Genomic DNA, 18779 nt, shown 5'->3' on the forward strand with positions numbered 1-18779 from the left:
CACGGAAGGCACAGCTGAATGAGCGAGTCGCAGCTCTGGGACCGCGTGGACGACTACTTCACCACCCACCTCTCGCCGGACGACGCAGTCCTGGACGCCGCATTGCGCGACAGTGAGGCGGCCGGGCTCCCATCCATCGCGGTCACCCCGTCCCAAGGCAAGTTCCTGCAGCTCCTCGCCCAGATCCAGGGCTCCCGCACCATCCTGGAGATCGGCACCCTCGGCGGCTACAGCACCATCTGGCTGGCCCGCGCGCTGCCCGAGGACGGCCGCCTGATCTCGCTCGAGTACAGCGCCAAGCACGCCGAGGTCGCCACCCGCAACATCGCGCGCGCGGGCCTCGACCGGATCGTCGAGGTGCGGGTCGGCCCCGCCCTGGAGTCGCTGCCCAAGCTGGCCGACGAGAACCCGGCCCCCTTCGACCTGGTCTTCATCGACGCCGACAAGGTCAACAACCCGCACTACGTGGAGTGGGCCCTCCGCCTCACCAGCGCGGGCAGCCTGATCGTCCTGGACAACGTCGTACGCAGCGGCCAGGTCGCCGACGCGGACAGCAAGTCGCCCGACGTGCTGGGCACCCGCGCCGCCATCGAACTGATCGGCTCGCACCCGCGGTTGAGCGGCACGGCGATCCAGACGGTGGGCAGCAAGGGCTACGACGGCTTCGCACTCGCGCGCGTGCTGGCGTAGCCCTGCTCGTCGGCTTGTCGGCTTGTTGGGCTTCTTGGCTTCTTCGTCAGAACTCGTGGTAGAAGCCGACGTTGACGCTGCGCGGGGCGGTGCGGTCCTGGACGACGATCTCGCCGCTGCCGCCCCTGGGCAGTGCCACCGTGCCGCCGTAGACGAGCGGCTGCGCGTACTCCCCGACGATCAGCCGGACCTCGGAGGACGGGTCGGCCTGCGAGCCGCGCAGCCAGGTCACCTGCCAGGTCCCCTCGGGGCCGCACAGGAACTCCAGGTGGACCCGGGAGATGAACAGCCAGTCGTCGGGCGTCACCAGACGGCACACGGACGTGTCCCGCCCCACCCGCAGCACGGCACCGGGCTCACTGGGTGCGTCGGCCATGAGCATGCCGGCCGTGGCCCCCTCTTCCGCCCCGGAGACGGTGGCCATGGTCAGTTCGAGCACGCGCTGCTCCTCTTGAAGTGTCCTTACACAGCGGCCGCATGATAAATCGCCCGGGCATGCCGCGTCCGGCACAATGAAGTCATGACCGAGCGAAAGCCACCGGGTGTCCCGTTCGAGTCCTGGGTCGACAAACAGATCCGTGACGCCGAGAGGCGCGGCGAGTTCACCCAACTGCCCGGCGCGGGCAAGCCATTGCCCGCGGGCACCGACACCTCGTACGACGAGCTGTGGTGGATCAAGCAGAAGATGGCCCGCGAGGGTCTCTCCGTGCTGCCGCCCACGCTCGCCCTGCGCAAGGAGGCCGAGGACGCGCTCGCGGCGGCGTATGCGGCGCCCTCGGAGCGGATCGCGCGGAAGATCGTCACCGACGTCAACGTCAAGATCCGCGACATGATGTTCAAGCCGCCGCCCGGCCCTCCGCTCGGTATGAAGCCGTACGACGTCGAGGAGGTCGCACGGCAGTGGCGGGAGCGCCGGACGGCGGCCGATGCGGATACGGCCACGGACAGGGACGCGGGTACGGATACTTCGAACGGGTCACCCGTGTAGGGGCCGTTCTGTCAACTCCCCTTCGCCTGACGTCGGTTGATGACCCACGGCAGGTGGCCGCGGGGCCCCATATTCGGTTGCGCGCCCCGCACACCGTCTCCGCACAATGAGCGGGTGACCTGGACGATCGCCCCGGAACCCTTCGATTCCCCCGTCGCCGCAGCCCTTTGGCGGGCGTACTACACGGAGGTCAGCGACCGCTACCACCTTCTGCGCGAGGGTCGGCAGACCGATCCGGCCGAGCTGGAGCGGGAGATCGCGGCTCACACGGGTGCCGAACTCGCGCCGCCGAGCGGGCAGTTGCTGGTCGCGCGGTACGGCGGTGAGCCGGCGGGCAGCGCGGGCGTACGGCTGCTGGACGGCGGGGTCGGCGAGCTCACGCGGGTGTTCGTGTACGAGGGGATGCGCGGCAAGGGCGGGGCTGCGCTCCTCGTCAGCGCCGCCGAGGACGCCGCCCGGACCCTCGGCGCCCGGCAGCTGATCCTCGACACCCGAAGCGACCTCGTCGAGGCCCGCGCCCTGTACGTGCGGCTCGGCTACTCGGAGACCGAGCCGCACAACGACGACAAGTACGCCGAGCACTGGTTCCGCAAGGAGCTGCTCAACTGACGTGCTCCACATGCCCGTTGCGCGGCTGCTCCCGGTCCGAGCCGCACAGTTCGTCGTTGAGTTCCCCGACCAGTTGGACGAGGTCGGTGGGCCGGTCCGGCCCCCACCAGTCGCCGAGCAGCTCCGCAAGCGAGTCCGCCCGCGCCCGCGCGAGCCGTTCGGCCACCTCCAGGCCCTGGTCGGTGAGGACCAGATCGAGGCCTTCGCGGAAGGCCAGCCGCCGCTCCTCGACCTGGCGGGCGGCGGCGATGATGACCTGCATCGGCACCGCGCTGCGCTCGGCGAGCACGCCCGGCTCGGCCCAGCCGTGCTTCTTGATCCGCAGCAGCAGCCAGGCCGCCGCGGGCAGCAGGTCGTAGCCCGCCCGTTCGGTGATCTCCCGGTAGATCTCGCGCCGGCCCTCCCGGGTGCCCAGCACGGACAGCGCGCGGCACACCTCGTCGTACGAGGACCGCTCGACCGGATTGCTCGCAAGGGTCTCCGTCACGTCGGGCGCGGTGACGGAGCCGCGCAGCTTGTCCTCCTTGAGGAACCAGGCCAGCACGAAGCCGAGGAGGGCGACGGGGGCGGCGTACAGGAAGACGTCGGTGATGGCCGACGCGTACGCGTGCAGGGCGGGTCCGCGCAGGTCCGGCGGGAGTGAGCCGATGCCGCGCGGGTCGGACTTGAGAGCGTCCGCGGAGACGCCGGCGGGGAGGCGGGCGCCCCGGAAGGCGTCGGTCAGTTTGTCGCTGAGGCGGCTCGCGAAGACCGTGCCGAAGATCGCCACGCCGAAGGAGGCGCCGATCGAGCGGAAGAAGGTCGCGCCGGAGGTGGCGACGCCGAGGTCCTCGTAGGAGACCGCGTTCTGCACGATGAGGACCAGCACCTGCATGACCAGGCCGAGCCCGAGGCCGAAGACGAAGAAGTAGACGCTCATCTCGGCCGTGGAGCTGTTCTCGTCGAGCTGGTGGAGGAAGAGCAGGCCGAGGGCGGTCACCCCGGTGCCCGCGATCGGGAACACCTTCCAGCGGCCGGTGCGGCTGACGATCTGGCCGGAGGCGGTGGACGACAGCAGCATGCCGAACACCATCGGCAGCATGTGCACGCCGGACATGGTCGGCGTCACGCCCTGGACGACCTGGAGGAAGGTCGGCAGATAGGTCATCGCGCCGAACATGGCGAAGCCGACGATGAAGCTGATGACCGCGGAGAGGGCGAAGGTGCGGATGCGGAACAGCTTGAGCGGGAGGACGGGTTCGGCGGCTCTGCGTTCCACGGCCACGAACGCGACGGCCAGGCCGACGCCCAGCAGGATCAGCCCGACGATCTGTGTCGAGCCCCAGCCCCAGGTCGTACCGCCGAGGGAGGCGACCAGGATCAGACAGGTGGCGACCGCGGCGATGAGGAAGGTGCCGAGGTAGTCGATGACGTGCTGCGCGGCCTTGCGCGGGATGCGCAGGGCGGTCGCGATCACGGCGAGGGCGACGACGCCGACGGGAAGGTTGACGTAGAAGACCCAGCGCCAGCTGAGGTGTTCGGTGAACAGCCCGCCGAGCAGGGGCCCCAGGACACTGGTCGCACCGAACACGGCTCCGAACAGCCCCTGATAGCGGCCGCGTTCACGCGGCGCGACGACATCCCCGACGATCGCCATCGACAGCACCATCAACCCGCCGCCGCCCAGGCCCTGCACCGCCCGGAACGCGATCAACTGGGGCATGTTCTGCGCCATTCCGCAGAGCGCGGAGCCGATGAGAAAAATCACGATCGCGGTCTGGAACAGCCGCTTCCGCCCGTACTGGTCCCCGAGCTTGCCCCACAGCGGGGTCGCGGCGGTCGAGGCCAGCAGATACGCGGTGACCACCCAGGACAGGTGCTCCAGGCCGCCGAGGTCGCTGACGATGGTGGGCAGCGCGGTCGACACGATGGTCTGGTCGAGGGCCGCGAGCAGCATCCCGAGGAGCAGGGCGCCGATCGACACGAGTACGTTCCCGGACACGTGCTCCTGGGCGGCGCTGCCCCGCTGCGGGGGCCTCGCGGATGCCTGTGCGTCTCGCACATTCCCCGTCATACCGTGCGCATCCCCGGCCATGAAGACCTCCCGCGGCTCTCGTTACACGTCCATGGTGATCGGTGTGACCGGTTATGGCCTGTTGAGTCCTAGTGGAAGCCGATATTCCGGGGGCTACGGGCACGGCGTGGAGATGATCTGGATAACCTCTGAAGTTCGCGAGGGGAGCGTGAAGGGAGGGACGAACGCGTGACAGACCCGAAAGGTCACCAGTGCCCGGAGTGCGGAGCGCCCAGAGGGGCGGACAACACCCCGTCCTGCGGCTGCACTCAACGGGCGTCCGACGCCCTGCGCGACGCCCGTACGGCCGAGCAGGCCGCGGCGGAGGACTTCGACCCGCTGCGGATACGGCCGTATGTCGAGCTGGAGGGTGCGGGGAGTGAGCCCGCTGCACCTCCGCCGGTGCCGGCGGTCGAGGCGACGATGCCGTTGCGGGCGATAGGCACCGAGGTGCCGAGCACCGACGATCTGCGCCTGTTCGAGAGCGCGCACCCGGAAGACACGTACGACGAGGACGGCGAGGACGACGCGGCGCACAGGGTGCGCCGCAGACGCCGCACCGTGCTCCTCGGCGTCGGCGGGGCCTTCGCCACGGTACTGGCGGCGGCCGGGCTGGCAAGCGGGCTGTTCTCCTACGAGGCACCCTCGCGGGACACCGCCCTGCCCGACGACGTACGGGCGAGTGTCCCGGACGCGTTGCCGAGCTCGGAGTCCGCGTCGCCGTCCGGGCACGCCACGTCCGTACGGCCGCCCGCACGGCCGGCCCCGGCGGTCAGCGCGAGCCCGTCGCTCTCGCCGTCCCCGTCGGCGACGAGCGCCTCGCCGAGCCCGTCCCGGTCGCCCGAGCCGACCCGCACCCCGCCGACGGCCACCGCAAGCGGCAGCATCGGCACGACCGACACCCGCCAGACCACACCACCCGTCCTGCGCCGCGGCTCCGATGGCCCCGAGGTCACCGAACTCGAACTACGCCTGACCCAGCTCGGCCTCTACACAAGAAAGGCGAGCGGCCACTACAACGAGGGCGTCGAGGACGCCGTCGGCAGATACCAGTGGGCACGGGGAATCCAGGGGGACGAGCTGGGGGTGTACGGGCCGGAGACACGGTCACAACTGGAATCGGAGACGACGGAGCCGTAAAGCGCCAGTCAGTGCACTTCAGCCCGTCCGGCGTTTGAGAACGAGGCCCCTTCAGGGCCGAAGCGGGGGTCTGGGGGCGGCAGCCCCCAGCACTACCCCACGTACAGCCGGATCCCCCCGCCCGGCGCAGCCTCAACCCGCACCCGCGTCAGATCCCGCACCACCACATCCGGCTCATAAAGGTCGGCCCTCGGCCCGACCCCCACAACCCGCATCCCCGCGGAGCGCCCCGCCTGGATCCCAGCAGCGGAATCCTCGAAGACAATGCAGTCGGCCGGCTCGACGCCCAGTTCGGCCGCCCCCTTGAGAAACCCCTCGGGATCCGGCTTGCTCGCACCGACCGACTCGGCGGTCACCCGCACATCGGGAAGTTCCAGGCCGGCAGCGCCCATCCGGGCCGTGGCGAGGGCCAGGTCGGCCGAGGTCACCAGGGCGTGCGGCAGCCCGTGCAGGGAGGCGAGGAACTCGGGGGCGCCGGGGATCGCGACCACGCCGTCCAGGTCGGCGGTCTCCTCGGCGAGCATGCGCGCGTTGTCGGCGAGGTTCTGCTCCATGGGGCGGTCGGGCAGCAGCAGCGCCATGGAGGCGTGGCCCTGGCGCCCGTGCACCACCTTCATGACCTCGTCGGCGTCCAGCCCGTGCCGCTCGGCCCAGCGCCGCCAGATGCGCTCGACGACGGCGTCGGAGTTCACGAGGGTGCCGTCCATGTCCAGCAGGAGGGCGCGGGCGGTGAGGACGGTGGGCACGGTGGTGACCGTCATCGGCAGCTCCAAGGCGCGAAGGGCTCGAAGAGGGCGTACGGGTGGCGCCCGGAGAGACAAGGCGGCCCCGCCCGCCGGTCAGGGAAAACGGGCGGGAGCCACTTTGTTCCTACACGGTACAAAACCAGGCCGTCATCCGCCACCGCATCCGGCAACAGTTCACCGACCGTTCAGACTCGGCGACCCTTCGGACCCGGCTCAGCCGCTCACGGCCTCCCACAGGCTCCACACGCCGAGCGCCAGCATCAGCAGTGCCGCGACCTTGGTGATGAGAGCCAGCGGCACGCGCTTCATCAGCGCCTTTCCGCCGACGATCCCGAGCCCGGCCACCGCCCACAGCGCCAGCACCGCTCCCAGGCCGACGGAGAGCGGGTCGTCGTAACGGGCCGCGAGGTTCGCCGTCATGATCTGGGTCAGATCCCCGAACTCGGCGACCAGGATGAGCATGAATCCGGCGCCCGCGACCTTCCAGAAGGACTGGTTCTCAGGCTTGCGGATCTCCTCCTCATCCTCGCCCTTCTTCATCAGCAGCACAGCGGCGCCACCCAGGAAGAGGACGCCCGTCAGCGCGTGGACGATCTGCTGCGGAAGCAGGGTGAGCACGCTTCCGGCGGCCACGGCAAGCGCAACATGCAGCGCGAACGCCGTGGCCACGCCCGCGAAGACGTACGAGGCGCGATAGCGGGTGCCCAGCACCAGACCGGCGAGCGCGGTCTTGTCCGGCAGTTCGGCAAGGAAGACGACGCCGAAGACGAGCGCCGTGACGGTGAAGCTGATCAAGGTTCCTCAATCGGTCGGGGCTGCCCCGCCGAGAGTGCGACTGCTGTGCGCGGACACCTCGGCATGGCAGCACACACGGGTGCACTGCTTGCCGAAGGTCTCGCTGGCGAGGTCCACAGGGACCCACCTCCGGGCGCCGGCTCAGACGAGCTGAGCAGTATGTCGACGGTCCGGCGAAGAGCTACTCCCCTTCTGCGCCACCCAGGGTACGCAACAGAAAGTTCGACCGTAAAGCTTGTCGTGTCATGAACACGTCACTAGCTTCTTACCTGACACTCACCTTGCGGCAACACAGCGCGGCGAGCATTCCATCGCCCGCACCCCAACGCCCCCACACCCCCTGGGAGTTCGCATGCCGAAGTTCTACGCGCGTCGACGGCTCAGCATACTCGCGGCTCTTACCGGACTCATAGCTTCCGTCGGACTTTTCAACAGCCCGACCGCGTCCGCCGCGCTCCCCACCCCGGTCAGCGCCGCCACCGCCCGCACCTACCTCGCCTCGCTCACCGTGGCGACCGAGGACCGCACCGGCTACCAGCGGTCCCTGTTCCCGACGTGGGACACCATCAGCGGCACCTGCAACACCCGTGAGTGGATCCTCAAGCGGGACGGTTCGAACGTCGTCACCAACTCCGCCTGCACCGCCACCAGCGGCAGCTGGTACTCGGTCTACGACGGCGCCACCTGGACCGCCGCCTCCGACGTCGACATCGACCACCTCGTGCCGCTCGCCGAGGCCTGGGACTCCGGCGCCAGCCAGTGGACCACGTCCGAGCGCGAGGGCTTCGCCAACGACGTCACCCGCCCGCAGCTCCTCGCCGTCACGGACAACGTCAACCAGTCCAAGGGCGACAAGGACCCGGCCGAGTGGATGCCCCCGGTCAGCTCGTACGCCTGCACCTACGTCCGCGCCTGGGTCCAGGTGAAGTACTACTACGACCTCTCCGTCGACTCGGCGGAGAAGAGCAAGCTGAGCTCGGTCCTCAGCGGCTGCTGATCTCGCGGATGATCCGGCGGATTCTGTAAAGGAACCTCCCCAGCGACCTCCGTCGTTCCGTACCGTACGGGGCGACGGAGGAGGGTGCCGCGTGGCCGAACTGCGCCTGGGTCCACTGCTGAGGTATGCCGACGGCTCGTCCGCGACCGTCTGGGTCGAGGCGAGCCGTCCGTGCACCGCCGAGGTGCGCTGCGCGGACGGCGCCCGCGGTGAGGCCCGCACCTTCCAGGTCGCGGGCCATCACTATGCCCTCGTGCCGGTCACCGGCCTCACGCCGGGCACGACGACGCCGTACGACGTCCTCCTCGACGGCACGCAAGTGTGGCCGCTGCCCGACGCGACCGACCCCTCGCAGAGGTTTCCGCCCTCCGTCATCCGCACCTCGCACGGCGACGACGGCGTCCGTGTCGCCTTCGGCTCCTGCCGCTGGGCCGCCCCGCCCGCCGACGAACACGACCCCGTCGGCCCCGACGCCCTGGACACCCTCGCCGCGCGCATGGCGGCCGACCCGGACGGCGAACGCCCGGACGTGCTGCTGCTGTTGGGCGACCAGGTGTACGCCGACGAGACCTCCGAGGCGACCCGGCGCTGGCTGGCCGCCCGGCGCGACCTGAGCGACCCGCCGGGCAACGAGGTCGCGGACTACGAGGAGTACACCCGCCTCTACTACGAGTCCTGGCTCGACCCCGAGGTGCGCTGGCTGCTGTCCACCGTGCCGAGCTGCATGATCTTCGACGACCACGACGTCATCGACGACTGGAACACCTCCGCCGCCTGGCTCGACGACATGCGGGCCACCCCCTGGTGGCGCGAGCGGCTGCTGAGCGGCCTGATGTCGTACTGGGTGCATCAGCATCTCGGCAATCTGTCGCCGGTCGAGCTCGCCGCCGACCCGCTCTACGCCGCCGTACGCGAACTCCCCGACGGCACCGACGAGTTGCGCGCCTTCGCCTGCAAGGCCGACGGCGACCCGGCCTCGGTGCGCTGGAGCTACCGCCGCGACTTCGGCCGCGTACGCCTGCTGATGGTGGACACCCGGGCGGCCCGCGTCCTGGACGAGGAGAGCCGCGCGATGCTCGACCCGGGGGAGGCGGAGTGGCTGCGCGAGCAGGCCCTGACGGAACGGGGGTCGTACGACCACCTCCTCATCGGCACCTCGCTGCCCTGGCTGCTGCCGCACCTGGTGCACGACGCCGAGGCCTGGAACGCGGCCCTGTGCCGGGGCGAGCGCGGGGCGCGCTGGGCGCGGTTCGGGGAGGATCTGCGGCGGCGGGCGGACCTGGAGCACTGGGCGGCCTTTCCGGCCTCCTTCGCCGCGCTGACCGAGCTGATCGCCGAGGCCGGTTCGGGGGCGGAGGCGCCGGCGACGGTGCTCGTCCTGTCGGGGGACGTGCACCACGCGTACGTGGCCGAACCGGCCTGGCCGTCCGGCGCCCCGGACGCCCGCGTCCTGCAGCTGACCTGCTCCCCGGTCCACAACTCCATCCCCCTGTCCATACGGCTCGGCTTCCGCTTCGGCTGGAGTGCGGCGGCCCGGGCCCTCGGCCGGCGGTTCGCCCGGCACGGGAGGTGCGGGCGGCCGCCGGTCGACTGGCGCAAGAAGGGCGGGCCTTGGTTCGGCAACCAGATCATGACGCTGACGCTGCGGGGCCGTTCGGCGCGGCTGCGGCTGGAGCAGGCGCAGCCGGACAGCGCGCTGAAGACCGTGGAGGAGTCCGCCCTCACCCCCACATGAAGCGGCATATGAGGGACACATGAGTGACAAACGGGGTGACTGAGACCCACGTTGGCTTCTGTGACTCCCGACGGCATGATGAGGCGGACCGTCCGCTTCCAGTGGGCGGTTTGCTGCCAAGCGCCCCACACGCCCGGGAGTCACCCCTTTGTCTGCACCGACCGCGGAAACCCCCACCGTCTCCCTGGCCGTGGTCGGCGCCGGACCGCGCGGCACGAGTGTCCTGGAACGCCTCTGCGCCTCCGTGCCGGAGCTCCTCCCGCCGGGCGCAGGACTGACCGTCCACGTCGTCGACCCCGCACCGCCGGGCCCCGGCAGCGTGTGGCGCACCGCCCAGTCTCCCGAGCTGCTGATGAACACCGTGGCCTGCCAGGTGACCCTGTTCACCGACGACAGCGTGGACTGCTCGGGGCCGGTCCGGCCGGGCCCGAGCCTGTACGAATGGGCGGGCGGCGAGCTGGGTGCGGACGAGTACCCGACCCGCGCCCAGTACGGCCGGTACCTGGAGTGGGTGTTCGCGAAAGTGGTGCGCGAGGCCCCGCCCGCCGTACGCGTCGAGACGCACCGGGCGCGCGCCGTACGGCTGGACGACGCCCCCGACGGCCGCCAGGCCCTCACCCTCGACGACGGCCGCACCCTGACGGGCCTGTCCGCCGTCGTCCTCGCCCAGGGCCACCTCCCGGCCGCCGCGGACGCGGCGCAGCGCCGCCTTGCGGACTACGCCGACCGCCACGGCCTGCTCCACTTCCCGCCCGCCAACCCGGCCGACGTCGACCTCTCCCCCATAGCCCCCGGCGAACCGGTGCTGCTGCGCGGCCTGGGCCTCAACTTCTTCGACCACACGGCCCTGTTGACCACGGGCCGGGGCGGCCGGTTCGTCTCCGGTCGCCGCGGTCTGCGCTATGTCCCCTCCGGACGCGAACCACGCCTCTACGCCGGCTCCCGGCGCGGCATCCCGTACCAGGCGCGCGGCGACAACGCGAAGGGCCCGTACGGCCGGCACACCCCGCTGGTCCTCACCCCGGAGGTGATCGCGGGCTTCCGCAAGCGCGCGGACTCCGGTGAGGCGCCCGACTTCCTCGCCGAGATATGGCCGTTGGTGGCGAAGGAGGTGGAGACGGTCTACTACACGGCGCTGACCGGCAGTCCGGAGTTCGCGGAACACTTCCTCGCCGTGCCCCATCGCGATCCCCAAGAGGCATACGTACTCGACGAGTTCGGGGTCGCGGACGGCGACCACTGGAGCTGGGACCGCATCTCGCGGCCGTATGCGGAAGGGGAGTTCGAGGGCCCCCGGCAGTGGCGGGAGTGGCTGCTGGCGTATCTGCGCGAGGACGCGACGCAGGCCGCCCTGGGCAATGTGGACGGTCCGCTCAAGGCGGCCCTGGACGTGCTGCGCGACCTGCGCAACGAGCTGCGGCTGATCGTCGACCACGGCGGCCTCACCGGCACCTCCCGCCGCGAGCACCTGGATTGCTGGTACACCCCGCTCAACGCCTTCCTCTCCATCGGCCCTCCCCGGCGGCGCATCGAGGAGCTGGCCGCGCTGGTGGAGGCGGGGGTGGTGGAGGTACTCGGGCCCCGGCTGGAGGTGCGGCCCGAGCAGGGGGCTTGGGTGGCACGCTCCCCCGAGGTGCCGGGGTCGTCGGTGCGTGTGACAACCCTCATAGAGGCCCGCCTACCGGAACCGGATCTGCGGCGCACCGCCGACGAACTCCTCGCCCGGCTGCTGAAGACGGGGCAGTGCCGGCCGCATGCCGTCGGCGGTTACGAAACCGGGGGGTTGGACGTAACGGAACGGCCGTACCGTCTGATGGACCGTCAAGGCCGGGCGCATTCAAGGCGGTTCGCCTTCGGGGTGCCCACGGAGGGGGTGCACTGGGTGACGGCGGCGGGCGCTCGGCCCGGAGTGGATTCGGTCACACTTTCGGACGCGGATGCGGTGGCCAGAGCCCTGCTACGTGCGGCTGCGGGCGAAACGGAGCCGGAAGCGGAACCGGATCGATGGCCGAATGTTGAACTTGCAAGCATTGATTAGGTCGACCTAACGTAAATCACTCACTCGGCTCGTCCCCAGACCGGTCCGCCCCGGACCGGCCCGACCGAAGGAGTACCCCCCACATGACTGCTCGTCTCAACAACGCTCAGCCGTACGTCCTCGGGCTGTTCCGCGTCGTCGTCGGCCTGCTCTTCGCCTGCCACGGCGCCGCCTCGCTCTTCGGCGTACTCGGCGGCGTGGCCGGCACCAACGGCGGCACCGTCGAGACCGGCGCCTGGCCGTTCTGGTACGCGGCCGTCATCCAGCTGGTCGGCGGCATCCTCGTACTGCTCGGCCTCGGCACGCGTGCCGCCGCGTTCATAGCCTCCGGCTCGATGGCGTACGCCTACTTCAAGGTGCACCAGCCGAACGCCCTGTGGCCGATGGAGAACGGCGGCGAGGCCTCGGCGATGTTCTGCTGGGCCCTTCTGCTGCTGGTCTTCACCGGCTCCGGCGCCTTCGGCCTGGACCAGCTGTTCGCGAAGCGCTCCACGGCACAGGGCAAGCAGGCGGCGGAGCAGACGCCGGTCGCTGCCTGATCGGGTGCGCTGATCCGGCGCAGTGATCCGCGCACTGATCGGCGCACAGCAGGGCCTTCCCTCGCCGGCGGGGGAAGGCCCTGCGCGTTCAAGGGACCGGCGCCCGGGTGAACGTACTGTGCCGATCACACGCGCCCCCCATGAATCCCCCGTCACAGCCCAGGCGTACGCTGTATGGCTGTTATGGCCGCCCTTGCCGCTCCCTCGCAACGCTCGCGGCACGGTCCGGCCCACGGGGGAGTCACGGGGAGTTCGCGGTGCTGGAGAGTGTGGGGTCGCTGACCGGCAGCCCATGGATCTACGCAATGGTGGCGCTGTCGGTCCTGCTTGATGTGTTCGTGCCCGTTCTGCCGAGCGGGGTACTGGTGATCACGGCCGCCACGGCGGCGGCCGCGGGCTCGGCGACCGGCCAGGTGCCGCACGCGGTCCCCGACATCCTGGCCCTGACGTTCTGCGCTGCCACCGCCTCCGTCCTCGGTGACCTGGTGGCGTACCGGCTGGCCTGGCGCGGCGGCGAACGCCTGGACCGCGCGATCGCCCGCTCACGCCGGCTGACCACCGCGCAGGAACGTCTCGGCGCCGCCCTCGCCCGGGGCGGCGGGGCCCTGGTCATCCTCGCCCGGTTCGCCCCGGCCGGCCGCTCGGTCGTCTCCCTCGGCGCCGGCGCCGCCCACCGCCGCGCCCGCGACTTCCTCCCCTGGTCCGCCCTCGCGGGCCTGACCTGGGCGACGTACAGCGTGGCCCTCGGGTACTACGGCGGCCAGTGGCTGGGCACGACGTGGGTGGCCACGGCGGTGTCGGTGCTGGCGCTGTTCGGCGCGGGGGCGGGCGCGGCGTATGTGATGCGGCGCCCGGCTAAGGCCTCGTAGATCCTGGGCGCTGAACGGGTCCTGGGTCGTCCCTGGACGGGGCCCTGAGCCGGGCGGGCAAAGTCCGCGCCGTGAAGGGCAGCGCCCCAAAGGGGCGCGGGGCTCTGTCAATATGCGGCTCCGCCGCGCGGGCGCGACCAGCCACGACGAAGCCGCAGACGACCGACGGCCTGCGCCCCCGCGGCGGAGCCGCATATGGCGCATCCGGCGGCCCGCTAGGCCGACGCCTTCTGCCCCCGCACCTCAAGACCCGCCAGCAGTTCGGCCGTGGCCTCGGTGATCGCGTCGACGGCTTGGTCGAAGACCTCCCGGTTGTGTGCGGCGGGCGCCCGGAAGCCGGACACCTTCCGCACGAACTGCAGGGCCGCGGCCCTGATCTCTTCCTCCGTCGCCTCTTCGGGCAACGCGGGCGGGCGAAGTGTCTTGATGCTCCGGCACATGGAACCAGTCTCACGCACTTCTGCGGCGCCTGGCATGATCCGTCCCGAGGCGGCCACCGTTCCGGGGCCGACCGACGAAGGGAACAACAGAATCATGGCGAACGAACTCACCGTTGCCGTCCTGGGCCCCGGCGGCATCGGCGGCCTGCTCGCCGGGCTCCTGTCCCGCGCCGGCCACCGCGTGATCTGCCTGGCCGGCGAGGAGACCGCCGCGACGCTGCGCACGGACGGGATCCGCGTCCGCAGCGGCCTGTTCGGTGACTTCACGGCCCGCGTGGACGCGGACACCGTGCTGCGGGAACCGGTCGACGCATGCCTGGTCGCGGTCAAGCACACCGCCCTGGACGCCGCCCTCGACCGCGTCCCGCCCACGGTCCTCGGCGACGCCCTCCTCGTGCCGTTCCTGAACGGCGTCGAGCACCCCGCGGCCCTGCGCGCCCGCTACCGCCCCGACCTGATCGCCCCGGCCGTGATCCGCGTCGAGTCGACCCGGGTCGCGGCGGGAGTGATCGAGCACGGCAGCCCCTTCGCCGAGATCGACCTGACCGGCGAGGGAGTGCCCCGCGACCGGCTCGACTCCCTCGCCCAAGCCCTCGACACCGCCGGTCCGGCCACCCGCGTACTCGACGACGAGACGGCCGCCCTGTGGGCGAAGATGTCGTTCCTGGCGCCGTTCGCTCTCCTCACCACCAGGTACGGCCTCCCGCTCGGCGACGTACGCACCCGGCACCGCGACGAGTTGACGGCCCTGGTGGAGGAGACGGCCGCGGTCAGCCGCGCGAGCGGCGGCCCGGCGGATCCGGCCCAGGCGCTGGCCCGCTACGACGCCTTCCCACCGCAGACCAAGTCGTCGATGCAGCGCGACGCCGAGGCGGGCCGCCCCCTCGAACTGGACGCGATCGGCGGGGCGTTGCTGCGTGCGGCCGAGCGGCACGGGGTGCGTGTGCCGGTGACGGCGCGGGTGGTACGGGAGTTGGCGGGCACCGGCCACTGACGGCCGCGCAGACGCCCGTCCAGCCGGGGCGGAGCGGGACCGTCATATGGACCGCAGGTCCACCCGCCAGTCGTTGGACGTGATCCAGTGCCCCTTCGGGTACTCGAAGTCGACCCGCCCGAGCAGGGTGAACCCGGCCCGTCGGCAGACGGAGTTCGACGGGCCGTTGTCCTCCTTCGGGAAGGCGTGCAGATACCGGTGCTCGCCGGCGTCCCGCGCGGCCTCCGCAACGGCCCGCGCCGCCCGCACGGCCAGCCCCCGCCCCTGGAACTCGGGCAGCACACCCCACCCCGCCTCCCATACCGTGCCGCCCCGCCACTCCCGAGCCCAGAACCCGACCGAGCCCACGGTCTCCCCGCTGCCCGCCAGCGCGACCCGGTACATCTGCCCGGACCCCACCTCCAGGTACCGCCGATGCCGGTCGGCGAGCTTCTCCTCGCTCTCGGGCCCGCCCAAGTGCTCGGTCATCTCGGGGGTGTTGGTCCGCCGCAACAGCCAGAAGTCGCCCTCACCCCAGGGCTCCAGCCGCACCTTCTCCACGTCCGCGAAGTCCATGCCGCCAACCATAGGAGCCGGGTCTGACAGTGAGGATCTGCGTCGCCGCGGCTACCGTCCCCGGCTGCCCGCGCCGACGGGGACGGTCAGGAGAACCAGCCCCAGAGCGAGGACGGCCAGTCCGCACCAGGAGGCGGCCGGCAGGCGTTCACCGAGGACGGTCACGCCCAGGACCGCTGCCACGGCGGGCTCGGCCAGGGTCAGCGACGTGGCCACCGACGCCGGGGTGTGACGCAGTCCGTGCCCGAAGAGCCGGTAGGCCAGGAAGACGGTGAACAGGGCGAGATACACCGCCACCGCCGCACCGCGGGTGGTGGCGAGCCAGTGCATGTCGACGGAGAGGAAAAGCGGCAGGACGAGGAGCCCGGCGGCGCCGAACAGCACACCCATCACCGCATCGGACGGGTGCCCACGGCTGATGAGCCTGCCGCCGATCAGCGAGTAGGCGGCGTACGACAGCCCGGCGCATGCGGCGAGCACGACGCCCGTCAGGTCCATCGGCGCGGCGTGTCCGGTGAGTTCGGGGCCCAGCACCAGAAGGGTGCAGCCCAGCACGGCCGCTGCGGTGGCACTGGTCCAGCGGGCGGTCGGCCGGGCCTGTCCGGTGATCCAGGACAGCAGTCCGGCGAAGACCGGTGCGCTGCCCAACGCGATCACGGTGGCCACCGCCACGCCGGTCCGGGCCACCGCCGGATAGAAGGTGACCGGATACCCGGCCACCGCCAGGGCACCGAGGACGAGCAGCCACCGCTCGGCGCACGTGCAGGCGGCGGGCAGCGAGCCGGCGCCGCGGGAGGTGAGGAACAGCAGGATGCCGCCCAGGGTGAGACCGGCGCAGCCGATGGCCGCCGCCGGTGCGCCGGCCGGTGCCAGGGAACTGGCGGTGCCGGTCGTCCCCCACAGCACGGCCGAGGTGAGGATGGGGGCGGGGCCGCCGAGGAGACCGGTACGGGAAGGGCGCGGGCCGGCGGCGGCCGGGCGCGCGGGAGTCAGAGGGGTCGTGCGGTTCGGCACAGTCGTGATCTTCCGTCGTCGAATGCGTCTGGGACTCGATCCGAAACGGGCGCACGACAAAGGCCCCTGACCGCCCTGCGGGCGTTGGGGCCGGGAATCAAACCGTCAGTGTCTGCGCCCGGTCAGGCGCAGAGGGGCGGCAGAACGACGTGCCAGTAGCTGTTCACCCCGCGATGGTACCTGCCAAGGGACACCCGTCCGCATGAACCCCGGGAAGGAACTCGCATCCCAAATTCGAACAGGCGTAGCATTGCGCCGTGGCTACGACCTATGACTTTCCGAGTGACCTCCTCGCCGGTCAGGAGGAGCTGCATCAGGTCCGGGCGGAGCTGTCGGCCCTGCTCAAGCGGCTGCCCTGGTCGGTCGAGCCCCTGGACGGCTTCAGCGACACGGGCGGCTGGCGCAAGGTGGAGCGCCCCGCCTCCCCCGGCTGGACGGCCGACGAACAGGCCGAGGTGGAGAAGCTCCGGCAGCGCGAGCACGAGCTCGCCGTCTTCGTCAGCACCCATCGCTTCTGGGCGGAGGTCACGACCGGAGAGCGAGTGGACGCCCGCACCAGGCTGAAGCACGCGCGCGAGGCATGACACAAGAGGCATGACACAAGAGGCATGACACAAGAAGACCCCGGCCATGATCGGCCGGGGTCTTCTTCCCGTGTGGGCGCGGACGGTTTCGAACCGCCGACATCCTGCTTGTAAGGCAGGCGCTCTACCCCTGAGCTACGCACCCGAGACGAGTCGACAGCCTACCTTGCCCGAGGCAGTGCCCTGCAAACCCGTATCGCCTGCCCAGGTCCACGTGCCGGGTGTCCGCCCGCACCGGTGACGGCAAAGTCACCCCCGAGACCGCGAACTAACCGGCCCGTGTGTTCGTCCTTAACCGGTGGGAGAATGAAACGAGGCACCGGCCAGGACGGATGAATGCACGGGAGAGGGATGTGACGGCGACACCTTCGCAGCCGTACTCGCCGTTGGTGCCGCGTGCACACCGTCAGGCGCTCAGGGATGTCTGCACCCTCGTCGCCCTGCCCCTCGTCGCCGCGCTCGCGCTGCCCGCCGCGTTCGCCGGCGGCGGCACCCGGCGCTGGTTCGGCGGGCGGGCCGAGAGCCAGCGGGCCGAGGCGCAGGCCGCGAAGGACGCCGCGGCGGCCGCGTTCTACGAACTGGACACGGCCCAGCGCGACCTGCGGATCTCGATCGAGACGATCACGGCGGTCGACGACTCCCCGGCCGCCCGGCGCGCCGTGTCCGACTTCGAGGCGCTGGGGCGGCGCATCGACGAGGCCAGCCATCGCTACATCGAGGCCGTCGACGCACACGACCTCGACCGGGACGACCTGGAGGCGTCGGTCGCGGCACACGCGCGTACCGAGCTCACCAAGGCCAAGGACGACCTCTCGAACGTCAAGCGGGAGCTGGATCGTTTCGGCGACAGCCTCGGGCCGCTGCTCGGCAAGGCGGAGACCCAGCTGGCCCGGCTGGCCCCGGCGGTCGAGCGGGCCCGGCAGGGACTGCTCGCCGCTTCGAACGCCCTCGATGCCGTACGGGCCACGAACCTCAGGGCGGACGACCTCGCGGCCCGGCTGGCCGCCCTCGGCCCCGAACTGACCAAGCTCAACCAGGGCGCCGGACAGCACGGCGTGCCGGAGACCCTGGAGCGGGCCGAGCGCGTGGCGCGGGAGGCCGAGGCCATCCGGGTGGAGGCCGGGCGGCTGCCGGAGAAGGCCGCCGAGATCGACCACCGCCTCGTCTCGCTGCGCACCCGCGCGCAGGCGCTCACCACCCGTGCCGGGCAGGTCGATCCTGTGCTGAGCGAGCTGCGGCGGCGGTTCGTGGCGGCGTGCTGGCAGGACCTGCAGCACGTACCGGAGCAGGCCGCGGAGAACGTACGCCAGGCCGAGCTGAAGCTGAAGGAGGCACAGGCCGCCCGCGACGCCCAACGCTGGCCGGACGCGACCTCCTTGCTGTCGACGGTACGGGCGCTGCTCAACACCACCGACGAGTCCGTGTCTGCGGCACGGGATCGGCTGCAGCGCCTCAACGCCGTACAGAAGGATCCCCAGCAGGAGATCGACCGGACGCGGTTCGCGATCCGGGATGCGCAGAGGCTGGCGATGACGGGCCGGTCGACACCAGATCCTCGGCACGCCCGGCCGCTCGACGACTCCGTGGGCCGCCTGGACCGGGCGATCGCCTCACTACAGGGCCGCCACCCCGACTACTGGCACTTCCTCACGGAGACGGAGGCGGTACGGCAGACGGTGGCGAGGGTGGTCGCCCAGATCCGAGAAGATCGCGGTACTGCAACGCCCTGAATGGGGGCGGGGTCATCTGTTCCCGTCGCTAATCTGGTCGCATGCCTCGTTACGAGTACCGCTGCCGGACGTGCGGCGACACATTTGAACTGAGCCGGCCCATGGCTCAGTCCTCCGACCCTGCGACGTGCCCTGCCGGGCATGGGGACACGGTGAAGCTTTTGTCGACGGTGGCCGTCGGCGGTACGGCGTCCGCCCCGACCGCGGCACCACGAGGGGGCGGCGGCGGGGGCGGATGTTGTGGTGGAGGGTGCTGCGGCTAG

20 protein-coding genes and 1 tRNA gene are annotated in these 18779 nt (G+C 71.2%); 13 read left to right on the forward strand and 8 right to left on the reverse strand.

The genetic code is table 11. The annotated features are described in order from the left end of the window. Positions 1 to 18 precede the first annotated feature (18 nt). The gene (locus tag ACFY10_RS03590) at positions 19 to 690 is read left to right on the forward strand and encodes an O-methyltransferase (RefSeq protein WP_390663379.1); all 672 of its coding nucleotides are present in this window, start codon (positions 19 to 21) and stop codon (positions 688 to 690) included. A gap of 46 nt (positions 691 to 736) precedes the next feature. Here the strand turns inward: ACFY10_RS03590 and ACFY10_RS03595 are convergent, their stop codons facing one another. Further along, positions 737 to 1129, reverse strand: a complete 393-nt coding sequence (locus ACFY10_RS03595; RefSeq protein WP_390663380.1) for a hypothetical protein — start codon at positions 1127 to 1129, stop codon at positions 737 to 739. Positions 1130 to 1210: 81 nt separating this feature from the next. Here ACFY10_RS03595 and ACFY10_RS03600 point away from each other — a divergent pair, with 81 nt between their 5' ends. Then, positions 1211 to 1678 (forward strand): DUF1992 domain-containing protein, encoded by a 468-nt coding sequence (locus ACFY10_RS03600; protein ID WP_390663382.1) that lies wholly within the window; start codon positions 1211 to 1213, stop codon positions 1676 to 1678. A gap of 114 nt (positions 1679 to 1792) precedes the next feature. Continuing rightward, positions 1793 to 2287 (forward strand): GNAT family N-acetyltransferase, encoded by a 495-nt coding sequence (locus ACFY10_RS03605; protein ID WP_390663383.1) that lies wholly within the window; start codon positions 1793 to 1795, stop codon positions 2285 to 2287. Here the strand turns inward: ACFY10_RS03605 and ACFY10_RS03610 are convergent. Then, positions 2280 to 4361, reverse strand: a complete 2082-nt coding sequence (locus tag ACFY10_RS03610; RefSeq protein ID WP_390663384.1) for an MDR family MFS transporter — start codon at positions 4359 to 4361, stop codon at positions 2280 to 2282. The two genes, ACFY10_RS03605 and ACFY10_RS03610, sit on opposite strands and share 8 nt — an antisense overlap. A 168-nt stretch (positions 4362 to 4529) precedes the next feature. Here ACFY10_RS03610 and ACFY10_RS03615 point away from each other — a divergent pair, with 168 nt between their 5' ends. After that, positions 4530 to 5480 (forward strand): peptidoglycan-binding domain-containing protein, encoded by a 951-nt coding sequence (locus ACFY10_RS03615; RefSeq protein ID WP_390663385.1) that lies wholly within the window; start codon positions 4530 to 4532, stop codon positions 5478 to 5480. Between the two features lie 92 nt (positions 5481 to 5572). Here ACFY10_RS03615 and ACFY10_RS03620 read toward each other — a convergent pair whose 3' ends face one another. Both ACFY10_RS03620 and ACFY10_RS03625 read right to left on the reverse strand, forming a co-directional pair. Then, positions 5573 to 6241 carry an HAD family hydrolase gene (locus ACFY10_RS03620; RefSeq protein WP_390663386.1) on the reverse strand — a complete coding sequence of 223 codons (669 nt, stop codon included), beginning with the start codon at positions 6239 to 6241 and terminating at the stop codon, positions 5573 to 5575. Between the two features lie 198 nt (positions 6242 to 6439). Beyond that, positions 6440 to 7021, reverse strand: coding sequence for a TMEM165/GDT1 family protein (locus ACFY10_RS03625; protein WP_390663387.1), 582 nt, complete (start codon positions 7019 to 7021; stop codon positions 6440 to 6442). Positions 7022 to 7373: 352 nt separating this feature from the next. Between ACFY10_RS03625 and ACFY10_RS03630 the strand changes: the two genes are divergently transcribed. From ACFY10_RS03630 to ACFY10_RS03650, 5 genes are all read left to right on the forward strand, one after another. Next, positions 7374 to 8018 (forward strand): HNH endonuclease family protein, encoded by a 645-nt coding sequence (locus ACFY10_RS03630; RefSeq protein ID WP_390663388.1) that lies wholly within the window; start codon positions 7374 to 7376, stop codon positions 8016 to 8018. Positions 8019 to 8109: 91 nt separating this feature from the next. Next, positions 8110 to 9753: an alkaline phosphatase D family protein gene (locus tag ACFY10_RS03635; protein WP_390663389.1), complete on the forward strand. Its 1644-nt coding sequence runs from the start codon at positions 8110 to 8112 to the stop codon at positions 9751 to 9753. 148 nt (positions 9754 to 9901) lie between these two features. Then, positions 9902 to 11791: an FAD/NAD(P)-binding protein gene (locus tag ACFY10_RS03640; RefSeq protein ID WP_390663390.1), complete on the forward strand. Its 1890-nt coding sequence runs from the start codon at positions 9902 to 9904 to the stop codon at positions 11789 to 11791. Between the two features lie 83 nt (positions 11792 to 11874). Next, entirely contained in the window at positions 11875 to 12330 is a 456-nt protein-coding gene (locus ACFY10_RS03645) for a DoxX family protein (RefSeq protein ID WP_390663391.1), read from the forward strand. Positions 12331 to 12587: 257 nt separating this feature from the next. Beyond that, the gene (locus tag ACFY10_RS03650) at positions 12588 to 13199 is read left to right on the forward strand and encodes a DedA family protein (protein WP_390663392.1); all 612 of its coding nucleotides are present in this window, start codon (positions 12588 to 12590) and stop codon (positions 13197 to 13199) included. Between the two features lie 215 nt (positions 13200 to 13414). On the opposite strand, the gene ACFY10_RS03655 is transcribed toward ACFY10_RS03650, so the two are convergent. Next, entirely contained in the window at positions 13415 to 13639 is a 225-nt protein-coding gene (locus ACFY10_RS03655; protein ID WP_390663393.1) for a DUF2277 domain-containing protein, read from the reverse strand. Between the two features lie 94 nt (positions 13640 to 13733). Here ACFY10_RS03655 and ACFY10_RS03660 point away from each other — a divergent pair, with 94 nt between their 5' ends. Further along, positions 13734 to 14633: a ketopantoate reductase family protein gene (locus ACFY10_RS03660; RefSeq protein WP_390663394.1), complete on the forward strand. Its 900-nt coding sequence runs from the start codon at positions 13734 to 13736 to the stop codon at positions 14631 to 14633. A gap of 42 nt (positions 14634 to 14675) precedes the next feature. Here the strand turns inward: ACFY10_RS03660 and ACFY10_RS03665 are convergent, their stop codons facing one another. Together ACFY10_RS03665 and ACFY10_RS03670 are read right to left on the reverse strand one after the other, a co-directional pair. Next, positions 14676 to 15188 carry a GNAT family N-acetyltransferase gene (locus ACFY10_RS03665; protein ID WP_390663395.1) on the reverse strand — a complete coding sequence of 171 codons (513 nt, stop codon included), beginning with the start codon at positions 15186 to 15188 and terminating at the stop codon, positions 14676 to 14678. 51 nt (positions 15189 to 15239) lie between these two features. Next, on the reverse strand, positions 15240 to 16202 hold the full coding sequence (locus ACFY10_RS03670) for a DMT family transporter (RefSeq protein ID WP_390663396.1): 963 nt from the start codon (positions 16200 to 16202) through the stop codon (positions 15240 to 15242). A 257-nt stretch (positions 16203 to 16459) separates the two neighbouring features. Between ACFY10_RS03670 and ACFY10_RS03675 the strand changes: the two genes are divergently transcribed. Next, positions 16460 to 16786: a hypothetical protein gene (locus ACFY10_RS03675; RefSeq protein WP_390663397.1), complete on the forward strand. Its 327-nt coding sequence runs from the start codon at positions 16460 to 16462 to the stop codon at positions 16784 to 16786. A gap of 73 nt (positions 16787 to 16859) precedes the next feature. Here the strand turns inward: ACFY10_RS03675 and ACFY10_RS03680 are convergent. Next, a tRNA-Val gene (locus ACFY10_RS03680) sits at positions 16860 to 16931 on the reverse strand. A gap of 208 nt (positions 16932 to 17139) precedes the next feature. On the opposite strand from ACFY10_RS03680, the gene ACFY10_RS03685 reads away from it, so the two are divergent. Together ACFY10_RS03685 and ACFY10_RS03690 are read left to right on the forward strand one after the other, a co-directional pair. Next, positions 17140 to 18516: a hypothetical protein gene (locus ACFY10_RS03685; protein WP_390663398.1), complete on the forward strand. Its 1377-nt coding sequence runs from the start codon at positions 17140 to 17142 to the stop codon at positions 18514 to 18516. A gap of 41 nt (positions 18517 to 18557) precedes the next feature. Continuing rightward, positions 18558 to 18779, forward strand: coding sequence for a zinc ribbon domain-containing protein (locus tag ACFY10_RS03690; protein ID WP_390663399.1), 222 nt, complete (start codon positions 18558 to 18560; stop codon positions 18777 to 18779).

The organism is Streptomyces sp. NPDC001401 (assembly GCF_042895385.1).
In the GTDB taxonomy this organism is placed as follows: Bacteria; Actinomycetota; Actinomycetes; order Streptomycetales; family Streptomycetaceae; genus Streptomyces.

What these genes read in the sequence shown, in the direction of transcription:
- ACFY10_RS03690 (WP_390663399.1), top strand. Translation starts at nt 18,558, where the DNA reads ATGCCTCGTTACGAGTACCGCTGCCGGACGTGCGGCGACACATTTGAA.
- ACFY10_RS03655 (WP_390663393.1), bottom strand. Translation starts at nt 13,639, where the DNA reads ATGTGCCGGAGCATCAAGACACTTCGCCCGCCCGCGTTGCCCGAAGAG.
- ACFY10_RS03610 (WP_390663384.1), bottom strand. Translation starts at nt 4,361, where the DNA reads ATGGCCGGGGATGCGCACGGTATGACGGGGAATGTGCGAGACGCACAG.
- ACFY10_RS03645 (WP_390663391.1), top strand. Translation starts at nt 11,875, where the DNA reads ATGACTGCTCGTCTCAACAACGCTCAGCCGTACGTCCTCGGGCTGTTC.
- ACFY10_RS03630 (WP_390663388.1), top strand. Translation starts at nt 7,374, where the DNA reads ATGCCGAAGTTCTACGCGCGTCGACGGCTCAGCATACTCGCGGCTCTT.
- ACFY10_RS03665 (WP_390663395.1), bottom strand. Translation starts at nt 15,188, where the DNA reads ATGGACTTCGCGGACGTGGAGAAGGTGCGGCTGGAGCCCTGGGGTGAG.
- ACFY10_RS03620 (WP_390663386.1), bottom strand. Translation starts at nt 6,241, where the DNA reads ATGACGGTCACCACCGTGCCCACCGTCCTCACCGCCCGCGCCCTCCTG.
- ACFY10_RS03600 (WP_390663382.1), top strand. Translation starts at nt 1,211, where the DNA reads ATGACCGAGCGAAAGCCACCGGGTGTCCCGTTCGAGTCCTGGGTCGAC.
- ACFY10_RS03660 (WP_390663394.1), top strand. Translation starts at nt 13,734, where the DNA reads ATGGCGAACGAACTCACCGTTGCCGTCCTGGGCCCCGGCGGCATCGGC.
- ACFY10_RS03590 (WP_390663379.1), top strand. Translation starts at nt 19, where the DNA reads ATGAGCGAGTCGCAGCTCTGGGACCGCGTGGACGACTACTTCACCACC.